Origin of the sequence: Shinella sp. M27 (assembly GCF_049199905.1) — a bacterium.
Lineage (GTDB): Bacteria > Pseudomonadota > Alphaproteobacteria > Rhizobiales > Rhizobiaceae > Shinella.
This window is the reverse complement of the sequence record NZ_JBLZPK010000057.1, coordinates 171,097-192,159: the sequence shown is the minus strand read 5'-3', so window position 1 is coordinate 192,159 and position 21,063 is coordinate 171,097. Positions and strand designations below refer to the sequence as shown.

The 21,063-nt window shown below is 63.3% G+C and carries 19 protein-coding genes; 10 read left to right on the top strand and 9 right to left on the bottom strand.

The genetic code is table 11. From position 1 onward, the window contains the following. Positions 1-11 precede the first annotated feature (11 nt). Together ACOZK4_RS20890 and ACOZK4_RS20885 are read left to right on the top strand one after the other, a co-directional pair. The gene (locus ACOZK4_RS20890; RefSeq protein ID WP_313530862.1) at positions 12-1,094 is read left to right on the top strand and encodes an ABC transporter substrate-binding protein; all 1,083 of its coding nucleotides are present in this window, start codon (positions 12-14) and stop codon (positions 1,092-1,094) included. A 161-nt stretch (positions 1,095-1,255) separates the two neighbouring features. After that, the gene (locus ACOZK4_RS20885) at positions 1,256-1,447 is read left to right on the top strand and encodes a hypothetical protein (protein ID WP_421593569.1); all 192 of its coding nucleotides are present in this window, start codon (positions 1,256-1,258) and stop codon (positions 1,445-1,447) included. A gap of 165 nt (positions 1,448-1,612) precedes the next feature. Here ACOZK4_RS20885 and ACOZK4_RS20880 read toward each other — a convergent pair whose 3' ends face one another. The 3 genes from ACOZK4_RS20880 to ACOZK4_RS20870 are packed head-to-tail and all read right to left on the bottom strand — an operon-like array spanning position 1,613 to position 4,469. Beyond that, positions 1,613-2,707, bottom strand: a complete 1,095-nt coding sequence (locus ACOZK4_RS20880; protein ID WP_421593585.1) for an ABC transporter ATP-binding protein — start codon at positions 2,705-2,707, stop codon at positions 1,613-1,615. A gap of 23 nt (positions 2,708-2,730) precedes the next feature. Then, positions 2,731-3,555 (bottom strand): ABC transporter permease, encoded by an 825-nt coding sequence (locus ACOZK4_RS20875; protein ID WP_421593568.1) that lies wholly within the window; start codon positions 3,553-3,555, stop codon positions 2,731-2,733. Beyond that, the gene (locus ACOZK4_RS20870; protein ID WP_421593567.1) at positions 3,552-4,469 is read right to left on the bottom strand and encodes an ABC transporter permease; all 918 of its coding nucleotides are present in this window, start codon (positions 4,467-4,469) and stop codon (positions 3,552-3,554) included. Before ACOZK4_RS20870 ends, ACOZK4_RS20875 begins: the two co-directional genes overlap by 4 nt. A 235-nt stretch (positions 4,470-4,704) precedes the next feature. Between ACOZK4_RS20870 and ACOZK4_RS20865 the strand changes: the two genes are divergently transcribed. Together ACOZK4_RS20865 and ACOZK4_RS20860 are read left to right on the top strand one after the other, a co-directional pair. Further along, positions 4,705-6,120: an aminotransferase gene (locus tag ACOZK4_RS20865; protein WP_421593566.1), complete on the top strand. Its 1,416-nt coding sequence runs from the start codon at positions 4,705-4,707 to the stop codon at positions 6,118-6,120. Positions 6,121-6,321: 201 nt separating this feature from the next. Then, entirely contained in the window at positions 6,322-7,392 is a 1,071-nt protein-coding gene (locus tag ACOZK4_RS20860) for a D-alanyl-D-alanine carboxypeptidase family protein (protein WP_421593565.1), read from the top strand. Positions 7,393-7,399: 7 nt separating this feature from the next. Here the strand turns inward: ACOZK4_RS20860 and ACOZK4_RS20855 are convergent, their stop codons facing one another. From ACOZK4_RS20855 to ACOZK4_RS20845, 3 genes are all read right to left on the bottom strand, one after another. Then, positions 7,400-8,593, bottom strand: a complete 1,194-nt coding sequence (locus tag ACOZK4_RS20855) for an aromatic ring-hydroxylating oxygenase subunit alpha (protein ID WP_421593564.1) — start codon at positions 8,591-8,593, stop codon at positions 7,400-7,402. 163 nt (positions 8,594-8,756) lie between these two features. Beyond that, the gene (locus tag ACOZK4_RS20850) at positions 8,757-9,011 is read right to left on the bottom strand and encodes a hypothetical protein (RefSeq protein ID WP_421593563.1); all 255 of its coding nucleotides are present in this window, start codon (positions 9,009-9,011) and stop codon (positions 8,757-8,759) included. Positions 9,012-9,113: 102 nt separating this feature from the next. After that, positions 9,114-9,902 (bottom strand): DUF1194 domain-containing protein, encoded by a 789-nt coding sequence (locus ACOZK4_RS20845; RefSeq protein ID WP_421593562.1) that lies wholly within the window; start codon positions 9,900-9,902, stop codon positions 9,114-9,116. 175 nt (positions 9,903-10,077) lie between these two features. Between ACOZK4_RS20845 and ACOZK4_RS20840 the strand changes: the two genes are divergently transcribed. Next, a complete protein-coding gene (locus ACOZK4_RS20840; RefSeq protein WP_421593561.1) occupies positions 10,078-11,175 on the top strand; it encodes a hypothetical protein in 1,098 nt (365 codons plus the stop codon). Between the two features lie 8 nt (positions 11,176-11,183). On the opposite strand, the gene ACOZK4_RS20835 is transcribed toward ACOZK4_RS20840, so the two are convergent. After that, a complete protein-coding gene (locus ACOZK4_RS20835; protein WP_421593560.1) occupies positions 11,184-11,792 on the bottom strand; it encodes a TetR family transcriptional regulator in 609 nt (202 codons plus the stop codon). Between the two features lie 98 nt (positions 11,793-11,890). On the opposite strand from ACOZK4_RS20835, the gene ACOZK4_RS20830 reads away from it, so the two are divergent. The 5 genes from ACOZK4_RS20830 to ACOZK4_RS20810 all read left to right on the top strand — a co-directional run bounded on the left by ACOZK4_RS20830 (position 11,891) and on the right by ACOZK4_RS20810 (position 18,029). Further along, on the top strand, positions 11,891-12,709 hold the full coding sequence (locus ACOZK4_RS20830) for an NAD(P)H-binding protein (protein ID WP_421593559.1): 819 nt from the start codon (positions 11,891-11,893) through the stop codon (positions 12,707-12,709). Between the two features lie 2 nt (positions 12,710-12,711). Then, positions 12,712-13,203, top strand: coding sequence for a DUF1772 domain-containing protein (locus tag ACOZK4_RS20825; protein WP_421593558.1), 492 nt, complete (start codon positions 12,712-12,714; stop codon positions 13,201-13,203). Between the two features lie 66 nt (positions 13,204-13,269). After that, positions 13,270-14,688, top strand: a complete 1,419-nt coding sequence (locus tag ACOZK4_RS20820) for an amidase (RefSeq protein WP_421593557.1) — start codon at positions 13,270-13,272, stop codon at positions 14,686-14,688. A 252-nt stretch (positions 14,689-14,940) separates the two neighbouring features. Further along, positions 14,941-16,143 carry a DUF2778 domain-containing protein gene (locus tag ACOZK4_RS20815; RefSeq protein ID WP_421593555.1) on the top strand — a complete coding sequence of 401 codons (1,203 nt, stop codon included), beginning with the start codon at positions 14,941-14,943 and terminating at the stop codon, positions 16,141-16,143. A gap of 182 nt (positions 16,144-16,325) precedes the next feature. Further along, positions 16,326-18,029: a methyl-accepting chemotaxis protein gene (locus ACOZK4_RS20810; protein ID WP_421593584.1), complete on the top strand. Its 1,704-nt coding sequence runs from the start codon at positions 16,326-16,328 to the stop codon at positions 18,027-18,029. 33 nt (positions 18,030-18,062) lie between these two features. Here ACOZK4_RS20810 and ACOZK4_RS20805 read toward each other — a convergent pair whose 3' ends face one another. After that, positions 18,063-20,528, bottom strand: a complete 2,466-nt coding sequence (locus ACOZK4_RS20805; protein ID WP_421593554.1) for an ATP-dependent helicase — start codon at positions 20,526-20,528, stop codon at positions 18,063-18,065. Between the two features lie 103 nt (positions 20,529-20,631). Beyond that, positions 20,632-21,045 carry a carboxymuconolactone decarboxylase family protein gene (locus ACOZK4_RS20800; protein WP_421593583.1) on the bottom strand — a complete coding sequence of 138 codons (414 nt, stop codon included), beginning with the start codon at positions 21,043-21,045 and terminating at the stop codon, positions 20,632-20,634. Between the last annotated feature and the right edge of the window lie 18 nt (positions 21,046-21,063).

The window sequence follows — 21,063 nt, the reverse complement described above, 5'->3', positions numbered from 1 at the left end:
AGGAGAACGGCATGACGACTGCAAACACGGCCAGGTATCTTACGACAGCGGCGCTTGCCGCCGTCCTTGCCCTCGGACCCGCCCTTCCTGCCTTCTCCGCCGATAGCCTGACCGTCTTCGACTGGTCCGGCTACGAAGACCCGGCCTTCCACCCGAAATATACCGAGAAGACCGGTGCCGAGCCGGATTTCTCCTTCTTCGGCGATGAGGAGGAGGCGTTCCAGAAGCTGCGATCCGGTTTTAAGGCCGATGTGGCGCATCCCTGCTCGCAGAGCGTGGTGAAATGGCGCGAGGCGGGGCTCTTGGAGCCGCTCGATACGGCCAAGCTCACCTCGTGGAACGATGTGCTCCCGAATTTCAAGGCGATGAAGAACCTGATGACGTCGGACGACGGTACGGCATGGTTCATTCCCTTCGAATGGGGCAACACGGTGCTGACCTATCGTACCGATACGGTGAAGCCCGAAGAGGTCGCGTCGCTCAAGGCGTTCGCCGATCCCAAGTTCAAGGACCGCGTGTCGATCGGCGACAATGTCGATGATGCCTATGCGCTGGCCAGCCTTGTCATCGGCGTGAAGGATTGGACGACGATGACGGATGCGCAGTTCCAGGAGGCCTCCGCCTTCCTGCGCGAGGTACACAAGAACGTGCGCCTGTACTGGACCGACAATACGGATCTGAGCCAGGCGATGGCGAGCGGCGAGGTTGATCTCGCCTGGGCCTGGAACGAGACGGCGACGACCCTGCAGGCCGAGAGCCAGCCCGTTGCCATCAAGAAAGACACCAAGGAGGGGCTCTCCACCTGGGTCTGCGGCTATGTACGCCTGAAGGGGGCGGAGGCGAGCCCCGATCTTGCCTATGATTACCTCAATGCCGTCACCGACCCTGCCGTCGCGGCCTATATGGTCGAGAGCTGGGGCTATGGCCATTCCAACGCCAAGGGCATGGCTGCCGTCGACCCGAAAATCCTGAAGGACAAGGGCTATGCCGATGTCGATGCCTTCGTCGCCAACACGCTCTTCCAGTCGCCGATGCCGACGGAACTGCGCCAGAAGATGATCGCCGAATTCGAGAAGATCAAATCGGGTTACTGACGCCCGCTTGCCGAACCTTGCCCCGCCGGGGCGGGGTTCACCAAGGGTTCATTCGACATTCATCGGAAATCGCGTATCATGGCGGTATCGGTGGCAATGAAAACGGGCGCCACCGCCGAAAGTTAAGGAGCTTCCGCCCCAGTGAACGAAAGGGGGCGGCTATGCAGCCAAACTCTGTAACGCTCATTCCGGACAAGGACGACTGGATCGTCGTCGTCATGGAAAACGGCGTGGAATTACAACGATCTTTCAAGATGCAGACCCATGCGCAGAGCTGGTCCGATGGGCAGCGTGTGCGCCTCGGTTTGCCGGCAGGCTCTGCGCCGGCGACCTTCGAATTTTCCGGTAAGTAAGCGATTTTCACGCAAATCATAGGGATCGCCTGAAACTCCCGGCCCGCCGGGAGTTTTGCTTTTCTAGAGCAATTCCAGCAAAAGTGCGCAGCGGTTTTGCGTCCGGAATTGCGTAAAAACAAAGGGATGGAGCATTTTCGCGATTCGAAGAAAAGCGGAAATGATCTAGATGCGCATGACCGGCGGATCCTCGGCCAGCAGCACGAAGGCATCTGGATCGTAGGCAAGGCGAATCTCGGCGCCGATCGGCAGGTCGTCTGCGCCGAAATTGTTCGTTTCGACCATGGACAGTGGCTGCTCCAGCCCGTCGACGCCAACCGTCAGATGGGTGACCTCACCGAAATAGGCGCGGTTTTCGATGCGGCCGGCAAGCTCGTGCGGCGCGCGGTCGTCGTCCCACAGGAGCCGCAGGCGCTCTGGGCGAATACCGACGGTGACATGGCCGTTGCTGGCGGCAAAACCCTGCGGCTTTTCCAGCTGCACGGCACCGAAGCGGGCGGCATCGATGGAGACGGCGTTGCCCTGTTCGCCGAGCACCCTGGCCTTCACGAAATTCATGCCGCCGAGGAAGTCCGCGACCTTTCGCGTGCGCGGGCGCTGGTAGATTTCCTTCGGGCTGGCGATCTGCGCAATGCGCCCGCCGAACATCACGGCGATGCGGTCGGAGAGGGCGAGGGCCTCGTACTGGTCGTGCGTCACGAGGATGAAGGTGATGCCGACGGCCTTTTGCAGGGTGCGCAGCTCCACCTGCATTTCCTCGCGCAGCTTCTTGTCGAGGGCCGACAACGGCTCGTCGAGCAGCAGCACCTTCGGGCGCATGACAAGGGCACGGGCGAGCGCTACGCGCTGGCGCTGGCCGCCGGAGAGTTCATGCGCCTTGCGCTGGCCGAGGCCGGAGAGGCGCACCATGTCGAGCGCATCGCCGACGCGTTTCTTCTCCTCCTCAGGCGAGAGCTTGAGCCGTTTCAGGCCGTAGGCGACATTTTCCGCAACATCGAGATGCGGGAAAATGGCGTAGCTCTGGAAGACCATGTTGGTCGGCCGCTTGTTTGGCGGCAAAGCCAGCGAGGGTACGCCGTCAATGTAAATCTCGCCGGCCGTCGGATTTTCGAAGCCGGCGATGGAGCGGAGAAGCGTGGTCTTGCCGCAGCCGGAAGGACCGAGCAGGGAGAAGAATTCGCCTTCGGCAATCGACAGCGAGACATCGTCGAGCGCCTTGTAGATGCCGTAGAATTTCGACACGTTTTCGATCTGGATCATCGCGCGGTCGCTCATAAGAACTCCTAGGGCAGGGCATGTGCCAGCTGCGTGCGGCGTTCGGCACGGCGGCGCAGGATTTCGGCGAGGGTGAGCATCAGGACGGAGGCGACGAGCATGATGGTGCCGAGCGCCAGCACACCCGGCAACTTCGCGGCAAAGCGCAGCTGGCCCCAGATATAGACCGGCAGCGTCGGCTCGGTGCCGGACAGGAAGAAGGCGAGGATGAACTCGTCGAGCGAGATGGTGAAGGTGACGAGCAGGCTGGAGACGATGGCGGGTGCCACCACCGGCAGCGTCACGCGGCGGAAGGTGCCGATGGCGGTTTCGCCGAGATCGTAGGACGCTTCCTCGAGGCTCCGATCGAAGCCTTCGAAGCCCGAGACCAGCACCGACATGGCATAGGGCACGCAGAACACCGTCTGGCCGAGGATGACGGTGACGAGCGAGAGTTCCACACCCATCGCCAGCACGATCATCAGGAGCGAGACGGCGACGATGATCTCCGGCAGGAAGAGCGGCGCCATGATGAGGCCGGCGGCGGCGCGCTGACCACGGAAACGATAGCGCGTGATGGCGCGGGCCGCGCAGATGCCGAGAATGGTCGATAGCAGCGAGACGGACAGGCCGACGATCAGGCTGTTCCAGGCCGCCTCCAGCATCACCGAGTTGCCGGAGAGTGAGGCGTACCATTTGGTCGTGAAGCCGGCGAGCGGGAAGGTGGTGGTGGCCGCATTGTTGAAGGAGAAGATCGGCAACAGCAGGATAGGCAGGTAGAGGAACAGGAAATAGAGCGCCACATAGATGGGCAGGAACGGAATGAAGCGCAGGCGCTGGGTGAGGAGGTTCATTTGATCCTCCGGATGGCGAATTTCAGCGCGAGTACGATCGCCGCAGCCGAGAGCGAGACGAGCACCATGGTCGTCACCGACAGGGCAGCACCCAGCGGCCAGTTGGCGCCCTTGCCGAATTGCGCCTGGATGGCGGTCGCGATCATCACGCCGTCCTTGCCGCCGACGAGGCGCGGCGTCACGTAATCGCCGACGGTCGGGATCATGACGATCAGAAAGGCGGAGATGACGCCGGGCAGCGAGAGCGGCAGGGTGATGCGGAAGAAGGCCTTGATCCTGCTGTCGCCGAGATCGCGCGCCGCCTCGATCAGCGTGCGGTCGACCTTCTGCAGCGAGACGTAGATCGGCAGGATGGCGAAGGCCGCCCAGCTATGCACCAGCGTGATGACGACGGCGTTGGAATTGTAGAGCAGCGAGGTCACCGGCTTGTCGATGAGGCCCATCGAGATGAGGCCGGTGTTCATCACGCCGCCATAGCCCAGAATGACCTTCCACGACATGACGCGCAGCAGGTAGCTCGTCCAGCAGGGCACGGTGATGAGGAAGAGCCAGAGGTTCTTGTGCACGCCGCCGTGGAAGGAAACGAACCAGGCGACCGGATAGGAGAAGACGACGGTCACGACGCTGACCGTCAGCGATATCCACAGAGAGCGGACGAAGAGGTCGCGGTAGATCGGTTCCGTCAGCGCCTGCCGGTAATTTTCCAGCGTGAAGGTGCGGTCGATCTCGAGATAGTTCTGGGTCCAGAAACTGTAGGCGATGACGATAAGGACCGGGAGGAAGAGCAGCGCCAGCGCATAGAGAAAGGTTGGCGAGATCATGGCGAGGCCACGGGCCTCTTCGCTCCGCATCCAGGCCCGGCGCCGGGAGGGCGCGGGCGTGTCAGCGATCGGTCCGAATGCCGCCGTCGTCATCGGGCAAGGCTCCCGTGGCGACAACTTTCATAAAGGGTGAGTTTTCCCATTCCCATTGGCGGTCGCCTTTTCGGCTTCGTTGTTCCCGAAACGAAACATGCGCCTAAATCCCCGTTGAAATCAAGCCCTGTTTCTGCAATATTGATTGAACGAACATTCAATATGATCGGGAAATCTGAGATCTTTCATATTGTTGATCGCAGATTCTTTTCGCAAATTATCGATGGAGAGGGACATGGCGGCAATTCCGAAGACGGTGAACGAACCGGCCGAAGAGATGGCCGACGATTTGACCCGGCTTGCCGAGCAGCATCTCGTGCAGCCCTGGCCGGTTTCCGGCTCCATCGGCGCGGAGGCGCGCGGGCGCATCCTGTCGGGCGAGGGCATCTATGTGACGGATGCGGCTGGGCGCAAACTGATCGACGGCCCTGCCGGCATGTGGTGCGTCAATGTCGGGCATCGCAACAGGGAGCTTGCCGACGTGATGGCCTCGCAGGCCATGGAGCTCTCCTATAACTCGCCCTGGTACACGACCAACACGCCGTCCGCCGTGCTTTCGGCGCGCCTCGCCGGTCATGCACCTGATGGCGTTGACCACGTTTTCTATACGACGGGTGGTTCCTCGGCGGTCGAGACGGCGCTGCGCTTCATGCAGTTCGCCAACAATGTGAAGGGCCGGCCAGAGAAGAAGCTGATCGTCTCCCGGCAGGGCGGCTATCACGGCTCGACCTATCTCTCCGCCTCGCTCAACGGCCGGCCGCGCGACCATGACTGGATGGATAGCGCCTCAGAGCTGGTGGTGAAACTCTCCTGCCCGAACCCCTTCCGCCGGCCCGACGGCATGAGCATCGATGCCTTCTGCGATTTCCTCGTCGAGGAATTCCGCCAAGTCATCAAGGCGAAGGGCGCGGAAAACATCGGTGCCTTCATCGCCGAACCCGTCATGGCCTCCGGCGGCGTCATCGTGCCGCCGCCGGGTTATCTCAAGCGCATGCATGCCCTCTGCCGCGCCAACGATATCCTCTTCATCGCCGACGAGGTGGTGACGGCCTTCGGCCGGCTCGGGCATGTCTTCGCCGCGAAGGATGTTTTCGACATCGAGCCCGACATGATCACCTTCGCCAAGGGTGTCACGTCAGGGTACTTTCCGCTCGGCGGGGTGATGATCGCGGGGCGGCTGTTCGAGGAACTGCGCCGCTCGAACCATTCGGAGGCGATGTTCGCGCATGGACTCACCTATTCCAGCCACCCGGTCGGCTGCGCAGTGGCGCTGAAGAACCTCGATATTCTCGAAGGTGGACTGCTGGCGCATACGCGGGCGGTCTCGGATCATTTCCAGGCAGGCCTGAAGGCGCTGGAAGAGCTGCCGCTGGTCGGCGAGGTGCGCGGGCTGGGGCTGATGGCCTGCGTCGAATGCGTCGCCGATCGCGTCAGCAACAATCCGCTGACGCTCGATCTGGAAGTCGGCAAGCGCATCGACAAGCATTGCCAGGAACTCGGCCTTCTGGTGCGCCCGCTTATTAACATGTGCGTGATGTCGCCGCCGCTCACCATCTCGCTTTCGCAGATCGACGACATGACCGCGATCCTGCGCAAGGGCATCGAACTCACCATGGACGACCTCGTTCGCGAGGGACTCTGGAAGGGCTAAGTCCTTCAAAAAGCTTGTTTGGAACGACCATTCCCCGGTCCAAACATTTGAGGCTCGCGAAAGCGGGCCTCTTTTTTATGTGCCTTTCAGTGTGCATTCGGCGCAGGAGGAGCGACAGGCCGACCCGGCTCCCGATCGCAGCAAAAGCTTGCGCTCACGCGGCCCATGATGGCATTAGGGCTGCTTCTTCGGAGAATGGATATGAGCAACGACACAACAGCAGAACGGCCGTGGAGGAGACAGGCCCTTTTCGCATCGCTTTTCGCGCTGGCGCCGCTTTTTACCGGCGCGTCGGCCCTTGCCACGCCTGTGCTGGTCGTCGATGCCGACAGCCGCCAGGTGCTCTATCAGGAAGATGCGGGCGCGCCATGGTATCCGGCCTCCACGACCAAGCTGATGACGGCGCTGGTCGTGTTCGAGGCGCTGAAAGCCGGCGAAGTCACCATGTCGACGCATGTGACGATGACCCGCAATGCGACGAAGCAGGCGTTTCTCGAGTCCGGCCTGACGCTCGGGCGGGCGATGACGCTGGAAGACGCGCTCTATGCCGTTATCACCGCCTCCGCCAATGACGTCGCTGTTGCACTTGCCGAAGCCGTGGCGACCGATCAGGCGTCGTTCGTCGCGCGGATGAACAAGACGGCCGAGCGCCTCGGGCTGACCGGCACGCATTTTTCCAATCCGAACGGCCTGTCCGACAAGGCGAACTATACGACAGCGCGGGATCTCGCGATCCTCGGCCTGGAAGTGGATCGTTCGTTTCCCGGCTACCGCCGCTTCTTCCAGGCCTCCGCCGTCACGATCGACGGCAAGGAGATCAAGTCCAACAATCTGCTCCTGACCCGCTTCAGCGGCACCATCGGCATGAAGACCGGCTTCATCTGTGCCTCCGGGCGCAACATCGTCGGGCTCGCGACGCGCGGCGGCCGGCGCATGATGGTGGTCATTCTCGGCGCCACGACGGAGCGCGAGCGCAACGAACGCTCGGCGCAATATCTGACGCAGGCCTTCGATGGCCGTCTGCCGAGCGGTGCGGGGCCTGTCGAGGGTCTCCAGAACAAGGTCGGCGCGGTGCCGGAGGACATGCGCCTCCGTCTGTGCACCGACAAGGCGGCAGCCTATGAGGCGAGCCGCGACGCGCTCTATCCGATGGGCCTGCCGGGGCAGGAAACCTATCTGAAGGACCGGATCGCCGAGCAGGTCCACACCATCAAGACATGGGTGGACGAAACGGTGAAGGACGTGCCGCTGCCGAAGCCGCGTCCTTCATAAGGCCTGCTCAGTTTTTGAGGCTGCTATTGGCCTCCGCCATCGCCTTCTCGTCCGGTGCGTCCTTCAGCGTCATCACCGGCAGCACCTTGCGCAGGTGGTCGTGATGGGTGCGCACGCCATATTCGAGGTCGGAGAGGTAGAAGCCGGCGAAGGCATTCGATGTCATCGCCTCATTCGACCAGACGGTGAGCTGCACGTCTTCGGCCTGGGTGTCGCGATCGATGCGGAAGGCGAGGTAGCGGGCGAGCCGATGGGCGCGATCTTCCTCGCGGTGACGGTAGATGCCGCCGCGCAGCATGGTCTTGCCGATGGCGACGGGGAATTCCTGATAGAACTGAATGGTTTCGGGCGTGACCGCGATGACGCAGTTCGGGAAGAGGCCGAAATAGATCCAGGCCTTGCGCAGGTGCTCCGGCAGCGCCGTGTTCTCCGGCGAAATCTTGACGTAGTTGCGCACGCTCCAGCGGCGGCCGGCATGCGGATTGTAGGTCGCAAACGACCGGCAGAGACCATTGACGAAGGGCTCGTCGTAATAGGTCGAGCCATAGAGGTCCTGCAGCGCCGGATGGGCCATGGCGACGTGATAGCCCTCGTTGTCGACATCGCGCACGGACTTCCAGTTGACGGGTGTTTCCTGTGTCCAGATGCCGCCGGTCGGGATCATCTCTTCCGATCGGTAATGGGACAGCTCCGCCTCGAAGGGTTTCATCACCTCAGCGACGGAGGGCTGTGGGCCGGGGGCGAAGCGGATAAAGACAAAACCTTGCCAGATCTCGCATTCCAGCGATTTCAGCGCGAACTCGTCCTTGTCGAGCGGCGGGAAGCTGCGCGGGCGGGCGGCACCGCGCAGCGTGCCGTCGAGATTGTAGACCCAGCCGTGGAACGGACAGACCAGCGCGTTGCGGCAGCTCCCCGTCTCGTCCGCGACGAGGCGGGAGCCGCGATGGCGGCAGATATTGTGGAAGGCGCGCACCGTGCCGTCCTGTCCGCGCAAGATAAGTGCACGCTCGCCGACGACATCCATGGTGAGGTAGTTGCCTGGCTCGGGAATGTCGGAGACATGGCAGGCGATCTGCCAGTGCTCGCGGAAGACATGCTGCTTTTCCAGCTCCAGAAGCGCGGGGCTGTGATAACACCAGCCGGGAAGTCCGCTCCGGTCCCAATCGTTGGGAATGCTGATATCGCGGATCATCTCGTTCATGTCGCTCCCTATTCTTTTGCTGAACGTTCATTCAATATAAGCATGATTTTCGTGCAAAAGGAATAGCTTGTGAAACGTGCGTTACCCAAAATGGGGAAAACCCCGGCCGATGGACGACCGGGGCAGGCGGGATTTCCGGCGAAAGCCGGGACGGTGCCGCCGCTTAACGGCAGATCTTCACGCGCTTGATGACGAGGTTGCCCCAGTGATCGTAGCGCTTGATCTTCTTCCAGAAGCAATGCCGGCGATGGCCATAGTAGTGGGTGACATAGCCGCCATGGTGGCCGCCCCAGCCGTGATGGCCACCCCAGCCATGGCCGCCGCCAAAGCCGAAATAGAAGCCGCCGGCCTGCGAGGGGGCTGCGAAGGATACCGCTGCGATGGTCGCGACAACGGCGGACATGAGGAATTTGCGCATTTCAGTCTCCTCTCTTCCAGTGAAAGGACGAAGGGATTTCATCCAGTACGATCACTGTGACACGAGGGCGCTGAGGGCGCTGTTTCGGCTGGAACAGGCCTTTTAGCGGTCGAGTTCCGGGTAGTAGCGATCCATGTTGCTGGGCCGCAACCGCTCGCCGATGAGGCAATCGACATCGCTGCCGGCGACGGGGACGATGCGGGCGGGCGGTTCGGCGCCGCTGACCTCCAGGATCAGCTTGCGGCGGATGGCGATGGCGAAATCCTCCGGCTCCTGCACCGGCAGCACGAAGGCGCCCGGGCCGCCGATGACGCAATTTGCATAATAATCGTCCAGCGAGCCATAGGCGGCGGACGGGCGGATCATGATGGCGAGGCCGTTGATGACGATGCCGAGCGCATTGGCGGCATCGCGCGCCGGTGTCACGGGTGGGCCGAAATTGTTCGGGCCGTCGCCGGAGACGTCGATGACGCGGCGCATGCCGGAATAGCTATTGGCATCGAAGAGCTTTGCGCCATAGGCGATGGCGCTGGAAATGGAGGTGCCGCGGCGTGTGGCGATCGGACGGGCTTCCAGTAGGGCGGCGAAGGCGTTGGCGTCGTCTGGGCCGGAGATGATCTGCCAGGGGATGTGCGAGCTGTCGCGGACCGTGCCGGCCCATTCGAAATAGGTGATGGCGATGCGGCCGGTCAGCCCGTCGCGCACGGCATTGATGAACTCGGCGTGGCGCAGCGCATCGACATAGCCGGCACGCTGGATCTGCGCCTCCTCGATATCCATCGACCCGGACACATCGACCGCAAGGACCAGTTCCACGTCGACGTCCTCTCCGGAAGCGGCGAGCGTGGTGCCGGATGTCAGGCTCATCAGCAAGGCAAGCATCGTCAGCATGACCGTCACCCATCCATGCATATGCCATCGTCAAATGTAACACGCGCGCGACGGGGAAAGAGCGGGCCATCTTCAAAAAACGGTGATGGCGGTGAATAGCGTCCCTGGGGCAGCCGTCTGCTGTGTGTCCCGGGGGGGCGGGGCAGGCGGGCTTTGCCCGGGGGAGTGGAGCGACATGGGGTTCAAGACTATTCTCGCCGGTCTTGCGAGCAGGATTTTCGGCCGAGCACCGGCCGCACCGTCCGAGCCGCTTTCCGACGAGGAACGGCTGGTTCGCGACTACGACCTCTCCCTCGTCGAGCTCCATGACGAGATACCGGCCCTCATCCCGCAGCGCGACGCCATGCGCGCGGCCTGGCGGAGCGGCGATTTCGAGGCCTATCAGCAGGCTTTCGAGGCGGCGCGGGCGGGCGGTGTCATTGCGGAAAACGGCAAGCCGCTCTATTCGCTGGTGCGGGACTGGTTTTTGGAACCCTTCACCGAGCTGCCCGACGAGGAAGAGGCGGTTCAGGCGCATGAGGACGGGCTTGCGCCTTTCCGGGCGTTCATCGAGCGCAGTCCGTCTGCTTTTTCCGCCGCCACCTATGCCGATGCGCTCCGCGTCACCGCCTTCGTGCGGCGTGGCACCGGCTGGGGCCGGGACGTCAGGGCCGAGCAATGGCAGGGTTACGAAGCGCTGCTGAAGGAGGCAGACGCGGTGCTCGATAGCCATGCCGATCCGAACGATTTCAGCTGGCGGATGAGCGATTGCCGCCGCTCGGCCAACGAGGGCAATTTCGAGACGTTCAAGGCACGCTTCGAGCGCGCCTGGCTGCTCGATCGCTACAATATCGATCTGTGCCGCGCCCATGCCCGCATGATCATGCCGCGCTGGCTTGGCCGGGATGAACGGGATCTCGAGGATTTTGCCCGCCGCGCGGCCAAGCTGACCGAGGACCGTTTCGGGATGGGCTTCTATGCGCTGATCCAGCAGACCAATACCGATGTCGGCAACCACGAGCTTGCCGATACACTGTGCGATCCCGATCTGGTGAAGCGGGGCTTCGAGGATTTGCTGGCACGTTTCCCGGCGCCGAGCGTGATGAACCTCTATGCCGATGCGCTGGAATGGATGGGCGACACGCCGGCGCTGGCCGATCTGCTCGAAACCCGCTTCCGCGTGATGGTGCCGCAGATCTGGTATGGCGAAACGCGCAGCGACCGGATTTCCTATCTTTTCGCCACACTGCTGGAAGCGGCGGAAGTGCTGGAGCAGCGTCGCGCCGCCCAGTAGGGTTTGCCCTACAGCGCCGTCAGGTCCCTAATCGCCATGCGCTTGTAGGCGTCGACCAGCGCATCGCCCTCCGCCCGCTCGACGGAGACGGCGAGCCGCATCGTGGCTTCGCCGAGATGCATGACGAGCAGGGCGGTCGCGTCGATTTTTGCGGCATCGGCCGCCGGCCGCAGCGCCTTCAGCCGCGCGCCAAGCAGGGCGCCGTTGCGGCGGCTTTCCTCCACCTCCATCGCCCGTAAAGCGCCGTCTGCCTGCACGGCGGACCAGATGTCGCGAATGACGGGCTCGGCGAGGAAGATCGCATAATAGGTGTCGATCAGCGCGCCGAAGGCGGCGGCGAGGTCTTCCATGCTGGTGACGGTGGAAAGGCCTTCGGCGATGCAGGCGCGGCTCTCTTCGTTGCAGCGCTCGGCGAGTGCATGCACGACGGCGCTCTTGTCGGGAAAGTACTGATAGAGCGAGCCGATCGAGATGCCGGTGCGCTGGGCAAGTTCGCTCATGCGCAGCGCGTCGCTGCCCGTTTGCGCAATCATCTCAGTCGCATTGGCAAGGATGGCATCCACCCGCTCGCGGCTGCGTTTCTGGCTCGGCGCGCGGCGCATCTGCGTGTCGTTCATCGCCCACTCTTTCGGTCGTCGCAAATCACGCTTGACAAATACGAGGATTCCTCACATTTTGCAAATATGAGTAAAGCTCACATTTTGGAGGATGAGAGATGAAGCGTATTCTGGTTCTGGGTGGTGAAGGCAAAACCGGACGGCCGGTGGCCGAACGGCTGCGGGCGCGGGGATATGAGGTGCGGATCGGCTCGCGCTCGGCGGCGATCCCGTTCGACTGGCGCGATGCCGCCGGCTGGCCGGCGGTGCTTGCGGGCGTGGATGCCGTCTATATCGCCTATCAGCCGGATCTGGCGGTGCCGGGCTCCGACGACGATATCCGCCTTGTCTCGCGCCTTGCCGCCGCGGCGGGCGTCCAGCGCCTCGTGCTGCTCTCCGGGCGCGGCGAGGATGCGGCCGAGATCAGCGAGGAGGCGATGAAGGAGGCGGGCCTCGCTTGGACGGTGCTGCGCGGCAGCTGGTTCTTCCAGAATTTCAGCGAGGGCCTGTTTGCCGAGCCGATCCTTGCCGGCGAACTCGTTCTGCCCTCGGCCACTGTGCGCGAACCCTTCGTCGATACGGCCGATGTCGCCGACATGGCCGTCGCGGCGCTGACGGAGGAGGGTCATGCGGGCACGACCTACGAGCTGACCGGCCCGCGGCTGATGACGTTTTCCCAGGCCGTGGCGGAATTTGCCGCGGCGGGCGATCGTGCGGTCACCTATACGCCCGTCACGATCGATGCCTATGCGGACATGCTGCGGGACGTGCAGATGCCGGAAGACGTCATCTGGCTCGTCAGCTATCTCTTCGGCTCGGTGCTCGACGGACGCAATGAGCGCCTGAGCGACGATATCCACCGCTTGCTCGGCCGCCCGCCGCGCGATTTCGCCGATTTTGCCCGCGACGTGGCTGCAACCGGTTTCTGGAGGACCTGACCATGGCAAGCCTGTTTCCCATCCTGACCTTCCTCGCCATTCTCGCGACGGCGCTCAATGCGGGCCTGTTCTTCATCTTCTCCGTCTGCATCATGGCGGCCTTTGCACGCCTGTCGCCGGCCGAGGGTGCTGCGGCGATGAATGCGATCAACGCGGTCATCCAGAACCCGCTGTTCTTTTCCGCCTTCTTCGGCGCGACGCTGCTGTCGCTCGTCCTCGCGATCATCGGCTACATACAGGGCGGCGCGACCGGGCTGATGGCAATGGCGGGCGGCATCGTCTTCCTCGTCGCGGTCTTTGGCGTGACCGCTGTCTTCAACGTCCCGCTCAACGACGCGCTCGCCGCGGCCCCTGCCGGCAGTCCGGAGCAGGCGACACTCTGGCAGCGCTATCTCGACGTCTGGGTGATGTGGAACCACGTTCGCACGCTGGGCTCGTTGGCTGCGGTAGCACTGCTGACGCTCGCCTTCCGCCAGGGCGCGCAGCTAGGCTGAAAGGCTAGGCTGGCGCTCCCGCAAACGGCCTGCTAGCTCTGTCTGAGACAAATGCCGGAGCCGACCTTGCAGGACATCACCGCCCTTTCCGCCCTTGCCCTTTCCGCCGCCATCGCCGAACGCCGGCTTACCTGCCGAAGCGTGATGGCGGCCTATCTCGACCGCATCGCTGCGATCAATCCCCGCATCAACGCTATCGTCAGCCTGCGCCCGACTGAGGAACTTCTGGCCGAGGCTGACGAGGCCGACCGGGCGCTCTCGGCCGGCGAATACCGCGGCTGGCTGCATGGCATACCCTTCGCCATCAAGGACCTGTCGGAGGCGAAGGGCATCCTCTGCTCCTTCGGCTCGGCGAACTACGCAGATTTCGTGCCCGACTATGACGATATCCATGTCGAGCGCATCCGCGCGGCCGGCGCCATCATCATCGGCAAGACCAATGCGCCGGAAATGGGCCTGGGATCGCACAGCTACAATCCGGTCTTCGGCGTCACGCGCAATCCCTACGACACGGCCAAGAGCGCCGGCGGTTCCTCCGGTGGTGCTGCGGCGGGGCTTGCGGCGCAGATCTTGCCGGTCGCCGATGGTTCCGACATGATGGGCTCGCTGCGCAACCCGGCGGGCTTCAACAATGTCATCGGCTTCCGCCCGTCCTTCGGCCGCATTCCGTCGCTCGGCAACGAACTCTTCCTCGGCCAACTCGCCGTCAACGGTCCGATGGGCCGTACCGTTGCCGATGTCGCCGCGCTATTTGCCACGCAGGCCGGGCACGATCCGCGCGACCCGCTGTCGCTCACCGATGAAAGCCTGGCCTATGATCCGCACCGCGATCTTTCGGGCGCCCGCATCGGCTGGCTTGGCGATTTCGGCGGCTATCTGCCCTTCGAGCCCGGCGTGCTGGAGCTTTGCCGCGCCTCGCTCGATGTTTTCCGCGGGCTTGGCTGCACCGTCGAGGAGGTGGCGCCCGGTTTCGATATGGACAGGCTCTGGCAGACGTGGCGCACGCTGCGCCATTTCCTCGTCGCCAACGGCCAGGCGGCCGACTATGCCGATCCGGCGAAGCGGGCGCGCATGAAACCGGAGATGATCTGGGAGATCGAGAACGGCCACCAGCTTACGGCAAAGGATGTCTATGCCGCCTCGCTGGCGCGCAGCGACTGGCATCGTTATGTCGCCGGTCTCTTCGAAAAGTACGATTTCCTGATCCTGCCCTCTGCACAGGTCTTCCCTTTCGATGCCGGGATGGACTGGCCGAAGACGGTCGGCGGGCGCATGATGGATACCTATCACCGCTGGATGGAGGTGGTGATCGGCCCGACGCTGGCGGGCCTGCCGGTCGCCGCCATGCCGGCGGGTTTTGGCGACAATGGTCTGCCGGCCGGTATCCAGATCATCGGCCCGGCGCGGGCGGACCGGGATGTGCTCTCGGCGGCCGCGGCTTACGAAAAAGCGACCGACTGGTTAAGCCGGCATCCCCAATTCTAGGGAGGCGACGGCGTTCGGACACGCGAGCGCCGCAATCTCGTGACAGGGCAGTTTCGCCGGCTGTTGAGGACCGCCCGGCAAACTCCTTCAAAAACACGAGGCGCCGTTTAGGATTTGCTTACCATATTTCGTCATTCTTTGCTCGTCCGGCGGAACTCTGGAGCCCGTGGCTCCCACCGCCGCCAGCGTAGTGGCGCGCGGAGTGTTGTTTCCGCGGCCGCGTTGAGTAACGAGTTTCGGGTAACGAGTATCATGGCGTCTGTGTACAGTTCCGCGCGTTCCGCGGCGAAAACCCGTTCGGGTCGTTCCGGCGGTATCCTTCTCAGCGCATTGCTTGCTTGCGGCGTCATCGCCGGGTCCGCCTGGGCCGTCGTCTCGACGCTGGGCGCGATGCAGCATGCGGCCTCTTCGCTTTCGGAAGGCAAGAAGAGCCTCTCGGCTCCCCTTCACGTCGCGTCGCTTGCGGCCGGCAAGGACAGCACCGAGCGCTCGCTGAAAATCCAGAAATTTGGCCGTCTCTCCAAGCCGTCGGAAAGCGAACTCCGCCAGAAGCTTTTGACGGCCGAGGCGATCCAGGTCGCGCACCAGCGCAAGATCTCCCTGCAGCTCGCCGCCGTCGTGAAGCGCGAAAAGGCGAAGGCCGCGATGATCGATGCGGCCGTGGCGCGCGCCGAGCGTTCTGTCGAGCAGGAAAAGGCCATTACCGGCCAGCCGACGCTCGTCACCGCCCTCATCGAGGATCAATCCGCCCGCAAGGACATCCAGCCCTTCGGCCTCGTCATGAAGAAGCCGGATATCGAGGAGGAAAACCTTCTCAGCGAAATTCCGCTGCCGGAAGCACGCCCCGCGCTCGAAACCGTCACCATCGAAAAGCCCGTCGTCGAGGAAAAACCCGTTGCGCGCACCAACAAGCGCGACGATGCCAAGGCTGACGACAAGGATGAAGACGTCGCGCTCGTGAAGCCCGAGCGCTCGCTGTTCGGCGATCTCTTCAAGAGCAAGGGTTCCGGCACCGGCTGGCCGGGCCGTGGCACGAAGGTCGCGATCTATGACGTCTCCAACGCGACGGTCTACATGCCCGATGGAACGAAGCTGCGCGCCCATTCCGGCATCGGCAAGATGCGCGACAATCCGGGCTACGAGCACGTGAAGATGACGGGCCCGACCCCGGCCGGCATCTATCGCCTCCGGATGCGCGAGCAGCGTTTCCATGGCGTGGAAGCCATCCGCATGCTCTCCGTCGACGGGCGTGATCCGAAGAACCGCACGGGCCTTCTGACCCACACCAACCTTCTGCGCGGCCAGAAAGGCTCGCATGGCTGTGTCGCCTTCCAGAACTACGAGCCGTTCCTCAATGCCTTCAAGCGCGGGCATATCACGATGATGGTCGTAGTCCCGGAAATCCCGTCCTCCCGCACGCAGCTCGCCGCGCTCTACCGCAAGGCCGGCGCCTGATCCGAAACCGACTGTTTCTCTTCAAAAACCGGTGCCTTTGGGCGCCGGTTTTCGTTTTGTCGTACTTTCCTCTTAAATGTTATGCGCAAAAACGGTTGGTTTAGAAAACGCTAACAATTTTCGGTCAATTCTTGCCAAATCCAGTTGGTTGGGGAACGAACGTGACTGCTTTCGATTTTGGAATGAATGCCCGCGCCGTGCTTGCCGCGATGAACAAATCGCAGGCGATCATCGAATTCGATCTGACGGGCAAGATCCTGCATGCCAACAAGAATTTCCTTGATACGGTTGGTTACGAGCTTTCGGAGATCGTCGGTAAACATCACCGCATCTTCGTCGAGCCGGAAGAGGCGCGCTCGCCCGAATATGCGGCCTTCTGGGCGCAACTGGCCGAGGGGCGTTTCGACCAGCGCCAGTATAAGCGCGTCGCCAAGGGCGGGCGCGAAATCTGGATCGAGGCGTCGTACAATCCGATCTTCCGCGGCAGCAAGCCTTACAAGGTCGTGAAGTTCGCCACCGACATCACCGCCGCCAAGCGCAAAGCGATGGAGGACGACGGCAAGCTGACGGCGCTCGGCCGCGCGCAGGCCGTCATCGAATTCACCCCCGATGGCAAGATTCTGACGGCCAACGAGAATTTTCTGGCCGTACTCGGCTACCAGCTGTCCGAGATCGTCGGCCGGCACCATTCCATGTTCTGTCAGCCGGAGCATGTGGCAAGCACTGCCTATCGCGACTTCTGGAAACGGCTTGGCGAGGGGCATTTCGTTTCCGACCAGTTCACGCGCTTCACCAAAGGCGGCGGCAAGATCCACATCCAGGCCTCCTACAACCCGATCCTCGATGCCGATGGCCGGGTGTTCAAGGTCGTGAAATTCGCGACCGACGTGACCGAGCGCGTGCGAGCGATCGAGGAGATTGGTGCCGGTCTCGGCCGTCTTGCCGAGTGCAATATCCGCATGACGATCGACAACGCCTTCATTCCCGAATTCGAGCCGCTGCGCCGAGACTTCAACAATTCGATCGGTGCCTTCCAGGAAACGCTGTCGGAGGTGCTCGACCAGACCTATACGCAGAACCGCAGCGGGCAGGACATGCGCAAGGCGGCCGAGGAGCTTTCCGAGCGCACGCGCCAACAGGCCGTCGCTCTGGAAGAGACCGCGGCTGCACTGACGCAGGCGACGGTCGCCGTTCGTTCCTCGACGGACCGCACCCGCGAGACGCGCAAGCTGGTGCAGGACGCCCGTGCTTCAGCCCATAGCTCCGCCGGCGTGGTCAACGACACCGTCAGCGCCATGCAGCGCATCGAAGCTGCTTCCAGCGAGATCAGTCAGATCATCGGCGTGATCGACGAGATCGCCTTCCAGACCAACCTCCTGGCACTGAACGCCGGCGTCGAGGCCGCGCGCGCCGGGGAGGCGGGCAGGGGCTTTGCCGTCGTGGCGCAGGAGGTGCGCGAGCTTGCCCAGCGCTCCGCCAAGGCGGCGCGCGAGATCAAGACTCTGATCACCAATTCCAGCGCGGAAGTGCAGGAGGGCGTGCGGCTCGTCGGTGAAACAGGCCGGGCGCTGCGGGAAATCGGCAATTTCGTCGAAGAGATCGACCACAATGTCGACGCCATCGCCACCTCCGCCGCCGAGCAGGCGAGCGGCCTAGAGGAGATCAGCGCGGCGGTGAGCGACGTCGACCGGATCACCCAGGAAAATGCCGCCATGGTCGAGCATACGACCTCGACCAGCCAGACGCTCGCGGAGGGCGCGATCACCCTCAGCGAACTGGTGAACCGCTTCCAGCTCAACCGTCGCGCCCGCCGTCGTGACGGCAGCGAAATCTGGTCCCCCGAGGAGCGCGCCGCGCGTCTCGGCGCGATGCGCAAGGCATCCTGAGAACAGCGAAGGCGGGGCCGCAGGCCGGCCCCGTCACGCCCGTTCGACGAAGCCGTCGAGCACGCGTTTCTGGCCGGCGCGGTCGAAATCGATCGTCAGCTTGTTGCCCTCGATTGCCGAGACGTTGCCGTTGCCGAACTTGATGTGGAAGACACGGTCGCCGACGGAGAATTTCGACGGCTCGGTCGTGGTGGACTTCGCCACCAGTTCCCCGTCGATCGTCTTCGATCGCGGGCCGCTCTCGCCATAACCGATGCGCTCCACCGCGTGGCCGGAGCGGGAGCCCCAGTTGTCGCGCGTCGCATCCGTGCGGTTGGCCTGCGCGCGGCGCCAGCCGGGCGTCGAATAGGCGTTCTGGAACGGCTCCTGCTTGTCAAAGCGCGATTGGCCGTAGCCGCCGCCGCGGCCGTACCCGCCATAGGATTGCTCGACTTCCGCCACTTCGACATGGGCTTCCGGCAATTCGTCGAGGAAACGCGAGGGCAATGTCGATTGCCAGAGGCCGTGGATGCGGCGGTTCGAGACGAACCAGATGTGGCAGCGGCGCTTTGCCCGCGTGATGCCGACATAGGCGAGGCGTCGTTCTTCTTCCAGCCCCGAGCGGCCGCCCTCATCCAACGCGCGCTGGTGCGGGAAGAGGCCTTCCTCCCAGCCGGGCAGGAAGACGGTCTCGAATTCGAGGCCCTTGGCCGAATGCAGCGTCATGATCGAGACGGCATCGAGCTCGGCGTTCTGCTCGGCATCCATGACCAGCGACACATGGTCGAGGAAGCCGCGCAGCGATTCGAAGGCCTCCATCGAGCGGATGAGTTCCTTGAGGTTTTCCAGCCGGCCCGGCGCTTCGGCCGACTTGTCGGCCTGCCACATGGCGGTATAGCCGCTCTCGTCGAGGATCTGCTCGGCAAGCTCGGTGTGCGGCGTGGTCTCCAGCAGCGATTGCCAGCGGCGGAAATCCGTGACGACGTCGAACAGCGCCTTGCGCGCCTTCGGCTTCAGCTCGTCCGTCTCGATGATATCCGCTGCGGCGGCGAGCATGGGGATGTCGCGGGCGCGGGCATAGTCGTGCAGGTTGCGGATGGTCGTATCGCCAAGGCCGCGTTTCGGCGTATTGACGATACGCTCGAAGGCGAGGTCGTCGGCCGGCTGGCTGACGAGGCGCAGATAGGCCATGGCATCGCGGATTTCGAGCCGCTCGTAGAAGCGCGGACCGCCGATGACGCGGTAATTGAGGCCGAGCGTGACGAAACGGTCTTCGAATTCGCGCATCTGGAAGGACGCACGCACCAGGATCGCCATGTCGTTGAGCTTGTGCTCCTTGCGCTGGAGCTGCTCGATCTCCTCGCCGACGGCGCGGGCCTCCTCCTCGGAATCCCAGGCCGCGTGAACGACGACCTTGTCGTCATCGGGGTCATGCCGGTCGGTGAAGAGCGTTTTGCCGAGCCGGTCCTCGTTATGGGCGATCAGATGGCCGGCGGCGCCCAGAATATGGGCCGTCGAGCGATAATTGCGCTCCAGCTTGACGACCTTGGCGCCGGGAAAATCCTTCTCGAAGCGCAGGATGTTGTCCACCTCCGCGCCGCGCCAGCCATAGATCGACTGGTCGTCGTCGCCGACGCAGCAGACGTTCTGCGGCGTGCCCTTGGGGCGCTGGGCGAGCAGGCGCAGCCACATATATTGGGCGGTGTTGGTGTCCTGATATTCGTCGACGAGGATATAGCGGAATTTCTGGTGGTATTCGGCCAGCACATCCGGATGGGCGCGGAACATGCGGATCGGGTGCAGCAGCAGGTCGCCGAAATCGCAGGCGTTCAGCGTCTTCAGGCGGTTCTGGTAGGCGACGTAGAGTTCGCGGCCCTTGCCGTTGGCAAAGGCGCGGGCGTCACCTTCCGGGATCTGCGCGGGATCGAGGCCCTTGTTCTTCCAGCCATCGATCATGCCGGCGAACTGTTTGGCCGGCCAGCGCTTGTCGTCGATGCTTTCGGCCTGCAGGATCTGCTTGATGAGGCGCACGACGTCGTCGGTGTCGAGGATCGAGAAATCCGAGCGCAGGCCGACGAGCTCGGCGTGGCGGCGCAGAAGCTTCACGCCGATCGAGTGGAAGGTGCCGAGCCACGGCATGCCCTCGACGGCGCCGCCGACGAGCAGGCCGATGCGCTCCTTCATCTCGCGCGCCGCCTTGTTGGTGAAGGTCACCGCGAGAAGCTGGCTGGGGAAGGCGCGGCCGGTGGCGAGGATATGGGCGATGCGGGTGGTGAGCACGCGTGTCTTGCCGGTGCCGGCGCCGGCAAGCACCAGAACGGGACCGTCGACGGTCTCGACCGCCTCGCGCTGTTCGGGGTTCAGGCCGGAAAGGTAGTCCGGCGCACGCTGCGCATCGCGGGCCGCCATGGCGCGCGCGGCAATGCCGATACCGCCCGAGGGCTTGGCCGGGGCGGCAGGCTTGGCGCCGAGCTGCGGGTCTTCATCGAAGAAGGGAATGTCGTCGTAACCGCTGATCATGCGGCTCAATGTAGTGATTCGGGTCCGAAAGACCAGTTTTCCGTTCTGCTTTTATTCCACGGGGAAGAACAGGGGCGGAAAGATTGTGGAAAGCGCTGCCCGCTCAGGGCTTTGCGCGCTCGGCATCGAAAACGCTGTCCACGGGCAATTGCAATGCCGTCGCCAGCTGGTTTGTCTTGCCGGCGAGCGAGACGATGGCGAGCAGTTCGCCATATTGCGCCTCCGTCATGCCCTTCGCCTTGGCGGCGGCGGTGTGGGAGTGGACGCAGTATGAGCAGCCGTTGGTGACGGAGACGGCGATGTAGAGCATTTCCTTTACCAGCGGATCGAGCGTCGAGGGCGTCGCCATCACGGCCTTCACCTCCGCCCAGGTGCGTTCCAGCAGCGCCGGATCGAAGGCGAGGTAGTGCCACATATTGTTGATGAAATCCGATTTCCTGACGGCGCGGATGTCGTCGAAGACGGCCTTGACGCGCGGGTCGGCTTCGATGTTTTCGGCAGGCTTGACGGTGCTCATGGTGGTCTCCTCCGGAAA

Bases quoted from the DNA above. Each gene is read 5' to 3' on its own strand.
- ACOZK4_RS20890 (WP_313530862.1), top strand. From the start codon at position 12: ATGACGACTGCAAACACGGCCAGGTATCTTACGACAGCGGCGCTTGCC.
- ACOZK4_RS20885 (WP_421593569.1), top strand. From the start codon at position 1,256: ATGCAGCCAAACTCTGTAACGCTCATTCCGGACAAGGACGACTGGATC.
- ACOZK4_RS20880 (WP_421593585.1), bottom strand. From the start codon at position 2,707: ATGATCCAGATCGAAAACGTGTCGAAATTCTACGGCATCTACAAGGCG.
- ACOZK4_RS20875 (WP_421593568.1), bottom strand. From the start codon at position 3,555: ATGAACCTCCTCACCCAGCGCCTGCGCTTCATTCCGTTCCTGCCCATC.
- ACOZK4_RS20870 (WP_421593567.1), bottom strand. From the start codon at position 4,469: ATGACGACGGCGGCATTCGGACCGATCGCTGACACGCCCGCGCCCTCC.
- ACOZK4_RS20865 (WP_421593566.1), top strand. From the start codon at position 4,705: ATGGCGGCAATTCCGAAGACGGTGAACGAACCGGCCGAAGAGATGGCC.
- ACOZK4_RS20860 (WP_421593565.1), top strand. From the start codon at position 6,322: ATGAGCAACGACACAACAGCAGAACGGCCGTGGAGGAGACAGGCCCTT.
- ACOZK4_RS20855 (WP_421593564.1), bottom strand. From the start codon at position 8,593: ATGAACGAGATGATCCGCGATATCAGCATTCCCAACGATTGGGACCGG.
- ACOZK4_RS20850 (WP_421593563.1), bottom strand. From the start codon at position 9,011: ATGCGCAAATTCCTCATGTCCGCCGTTGTCGCGACCATCGCAGCGGTA.
- ACOZK4_RS20845 (WP_421593562.1), bottom strand. From the start codon at position 9,902: ATGCTGACGATGCTTGCCTTGCTGATGAGCCTGACATCCGGCACCACG.
- ACOZK4_RS20840 (WP_421593561.1), top strand. From the start codon at position 10,078: ATGGGGTTCAAGACTATTCTCGCCGGTCTTGCGAGCAGGATTTTCGGC.
- ACOZK4_RS20835 (WP_421593560.1), bottom strand. From the start codon at position 11,792: ATGAACGACACGCAGATGCGCCGCGCGCCGAGCCAGAAACGCAGCCGC.
- ACOZK4_RS20830 (WP_421593559.1), top strand. From the start codon at position 11,891: ATGAAGCGTATTCTGGTTCTGGGTGGTGAAGGCAAAACCGGACGGCCG.
- ACOZK4_RS20825 (WP_421593558.1), top strand. From the start codon at position 12,712: ATGGCAAGCCTGTTTCCCATCCTGACCTTCCTCGCCATTCTCGCGACG.
- ACOZK4_RS20815 (WP_421593555.1), top strand. From the start codon at position 14,941: ATGGCGTCTGTGTACAGTTCCGCGCGTTCCGCGGCGAAAACCCGTTCG.
- ACOZK4_RS20810 (WP_421593584.1), top strand. From the start codon at position 16,326: ATGAATGCCCGCGCCGTGCTTGCCGCGATGAACAAATCGCAGGCGATC.
- ACOZK4_RS20805 (WP_421593554.1), bottom strand. From the start codon at position 20,528: ATGATCAGCGGTTACGACGACATTCCCTTCTTCGATGAAGACCCGCAG.
- ACOZK4_RS20800 (WP_421593583.1), bottom strand. From the start codon at position 21,045: ATGAGCACCGTCAAGCCTGCCGAAAACATCGAAGCCGACCCGCGCGTC.